The organism is Variovorax sp. 01T439_2 (genome assembly GCF_056398445.1).
Genome location: NZ_JBFTPJ010000891.1, coordinates 1 through 2,451, shown reverse-complemented (window position 1 = coordinate 2,451; position 2,451 = coordinate 1). Strand labels below are relative to the sequence as shown.

Sequence of the window (2,451 nt, the reverse complement as noted above, 5' to 3'; positions counted from 1 at the left end):
GCGTGGCGGCCAGCAGCCACATGCCAGCCGCGCAGCTGCGGTTCAGCGCCTTGAGGCCGCGGCGCGAGAGCCAGCGCACGGCCTGCGTTCCGGCGGCCGCATAGGCCAGCATCACGCAGGTGTCGAGCGCCACGAAGATCGCGCCGAGCAGCAGGTACTGCGTGCCTTGCGGCCTTGTGATGTCGATGAACTGCGGCAAAAAGGCCGCGAAGAACAGCACGGTCTTGGGATTCGACAGCGCCACGAGCAGGCTGCGCATGAGCGCGACGCGGCCATGCGGGCGCACTTCGATGGCGGATTTGGCCAGCGCGGCGCCAAGGTCGGCCCCTTCGCTGCGCCACAGCTTGACGCCGAGCCAGACCAGGTAGGCGACACCCGCCAAGCGGATCGCGTTGAAGAGCAGTTCGGATGCAGCGAGCAACGAACCGAGCCCGAGCGCAACCACCGCGATCAGCGTGATGCTCCCGAGCGACGCGCCGGCAATGCCCCAGCTCGCGCGGCGCATGCCGCCGTCGATGCCGTTGGAGAGCGCCAGCAGCATCGTCGGGCCGGGAATGACGGCCAGCGCGAGCGAAGCGACGAGGTAGATCAGCAGCGTGTCGAGGGTCATGGCTTGGCGGCCGGTGGGCGTTGTTGCTGTTGCGAGGCGGCGCGCGCGCGCGCCAGTGCGGCTTCGACGATGGAGCGCTTGCGCGTGTCGGCGGCCTGCGGCTCTGCGACCGCGGGCGCTTCTTGCCCGCTCTTGCGCTTGTCGTTTGCGCGGCGGTGCTCTGCGTGCAGCTTGTAGCGCCGCAATGCGGCCTCGGCCTGCGCCTGCGACCAGGCCTGCCAGCCGCTGCGGCCTGGCGTCTCGACCTCGAGCGAGATGCAATCGACAGGGCAGACAGGAACGCAGAGCTCGCAGCCCGTGCAGTGCGCCTCGATCACGGTGTGCATGCGCTTGTGGATGCCCACGATGGCATCGGTGGGGCAGGCATCGAGGCAGAGCGTGCAGCCGATGCACCAGGCTTCCTCGATGACCGCCATGGCGCGCGGGCCTTCGGTGCCGAACTGCGGATCGAGCGGGAGCGGCTCGCGGCCGGTGAGCCGCGCCAGCCTGGCCACGCCTTCGGCACCGCCGGGCGGGCATTGGTTGATGCCGGCCTGGCCGTCGGCCAGGGCTTGCGCGTAGCCGGCGCAATCGGGGTAGCCGCAGCGTGTGCACTGCGTCTGCGGCAGTGCATCGTGGATGCGTGCGGCCAGCCCGTTCACTTCCTGCGTGCCGCGGGCTTCTTGGCGGGGGCGGCCGCCACCGCTTTCCTGGCCGCGGTGCTCTTGGTGGCTGCAACGGCCGCCGTGCTCCGGCCCGGCTTGATCCGGTCTTCGGCCGGCAGGCTTTCGCGTGCGCCGGCGCGGCGCTGCGGCTGGTCGTGGGCCGCGATGAACTTTTGCACCTTGGGGTAGACCAGTTCGCGCCAGCGGCGGCCGCTGAAGATGCCGTAGTGGCCGGCGCCCTTGACTTCGTAGTGCTCGCGGTGCGAATCGGCAATGCCGGTGCACAGGCTGTGCGCGGCCTCGGTCTGGCCCGAGCCCGAGATGTCGTCGAGCTCGCCCTCGACCGTCAGCAGCGCGGTCGAATGGATGTCCTGCGGACGCACGCGCTCGATCTGGCCCTTGGGGTTCTTGACGTCCCAGGTGCCGTTCACGAGTTCGAAATCCTGGAACACGGTGCGGATCGTGTCCAGGTAGTAGTCGGCGTCCATGTCGAGCACGGCGTTGTACTCATCGTAGAACTTGCGGTGGGCCTCGGCGCTTGCGYCGTCGCCCTTGATGAGATCCTTGAAGTAGTCGTAGTGGCTCGAGGCGTGGCGGTCGGGGTTCATGGCCACGAAGCCCGTGTGCTGCAGGAAGCCCGGGTACACGCGGCGGCCTTCACCCGGGAAGCCCTGCGGCACGCGGTAGATCACGTTGTTCTCGAACCACTCGAAGCTCTTGTTCATCGCGAGGTTGTTCACCGCGGTGRGCGACTTGCGCGCGTCGATCGGCCCGCCCATCATCGTCATCGTGAGGGGCAGCGGCTCGCCGCGGCTGGCCATCAGCGACACGGCCGCCAGCACCGGCACGGTCGGCTGGCACACGCTCACCACGTGGCAGTTGCCGTACTCGGCCTGCAGGCGGCGGATGAATTCCTGCACGTAGTTGACGTAGTCGTCGAGGTGGAATTCGCCTTCCGACATGGGCACGAGGCGCGCGTTCTTCCAGTCGGTGATGTAGACCTTGTGGTCCTGCAGCATGGTGCGCACGGTGTCGCGCAGCAGCGTGGCGTAGTGGCCCGACAGCGGCGCCACGATCAGCACCACGGGCTGGCTCTTGAGCGTCTTGAGGATGTGCGGTTCGTCGGTGAAGCGCTTGAAGCGGCGCAGCTCGCAGAAGGGCTTGTCGAGCTCGACGGCCTCCTGGATGACCACGTCC

The 2,451-nt window shown here is 68.5% G+C and carries 3 protein-coding genes; all 3 read right to left on the bottom strand.

Features of this window, described 5'->3' with window-relative positions; translation table 11 throughout:
- Window positions 1–610, bottom strand: a 610-nt coding sequence (locus AC1DOC_RS29365) for a LysE family transporter (protein ID WP_478131091.1), incomplete at its 3' end; no start/stop codon positions are given.
- Window positions 607–1,251 (bottom strand): RnfABCDGE type electron transport complex subunit B, encoded by a 645-nt coding sequence (locus AC1DOC_RS29360; RefSeq protein WP_436298377.1) that lies wholly within the window; start codon window positions 1,249–1,251, stop codon window positions 607–609. The genes AC1DOC_RS29365 and AC1DOC_RS29360, both read right to left, overlap by 4 nt.
- A partial coding sequence (locus AC1DOC_RS29355) for a polyhydroxyalkanoate depolymerase (protein WP_478131090.1) occupies window positions 1,248–2,451 on the bottom strand: 1,204 nt, incomplete at its 5' end. The genes AC1DOC_RS29355 and AC1DOC_RS29360, both read right to left, overlap by 4 nt.